Origin of the sequence: Pilimelia anulata (assembly GCF_014647895.1) — a bacterium.
Lineage (GTDB): Bacteria > Actinomycetota > Actinomycetes > Mycobacteriales > Micromonosporaceae > Pilimelia > Pilimelia anulata.
In genome coordinates, this window is the sequence record NZ_BMQB01000035.1 from 1 (window position 1) to 800 (window position 800).

1 protein-coding gene is annotated in these 800 nt (G+C 69.5%); it reads left to right on the forward strand.

Translation table 11 applies throughout. The features are described from left to right. A protein-coding gene (locus tag IEY94_RS23175; RefSeq protein ID WP_373291360.1) for an IS5 family transposase occupies positions 1-800 on the forward strand; the annotation gives its coding sequence in 2 pieces (ribosomal slippage) (positions 1-324 and positions 327-800; 798 coding nt annotated over the 2 pieces). This gene is flagged as partial in the annotation.

The following is an 800-nucleotide window of genomic DNA, read 5'->3' on the forward strand; positions in this document are numbered from 1 at the left end:
GATCGAATGTGGGTGCGGTTGGAGCCGTTGCTGCCGGACCGGTCGCCGCAGCGCGGCGGCCGGTGGTCTGATCACCGGCTGGTGATCGAGGCGATCGCGTGGAAGTACCGGACTGGTTCGCCGTGGCGGGACGTGCCGGAGGAGTTCGGGTCGTGGAAGGGCGCCTACTCGCGTTTCCGCAGGTGGACCCTGGACGGCACCTGGCAACGGCTGTTCACCGCGGTCCAGGCCGACGCCGACACCGGCGGAGAGTTGGACTGGTTGGTCGCTGCCGTGGACTCGACCGTGGTTCGTGCTCATCAGCATGCTGCGGGGCTGCGTCCGGCAAAGGGGGGCACCGGCGTCACGAGCCCGCTGACCATGCACTCGGTCGCTCCCGCGGCGGGCTGAGCACCAAGATTCATCTGGCGGCCGACGCCCGGTGTCGGCCGTTGAGTCTGCTGGTCACCGCCGGGCAGGCCGGTGACGCGCCGCAGTTTGAGGCGGTCATGAACGCCATTCGGGTACCCCGCCCGGGTCCGGGCCGGCCGCGGCAACGACCGGCCCGGGTGCTGGCCGACAAGGCCTACTCCTCGAAAGCGATCCGCGGCTGGCTGAGCCGCCGCGGTATCACCGCCACGATCCCTGTTCCCGCCGATCAGCAAGCGAATCGGCTACGACGCGGCAGCGCCGGTGGCCGACCGCCAGCCTTCGACAAGATCGCCTACCGGCAACGCAACGTCGCCGAACGCTGCATCAACCGCCTCAAGCAATGGCGCGGCTTGGCCATGCGCACCGACAAACTCGCCGTCCACTACCAA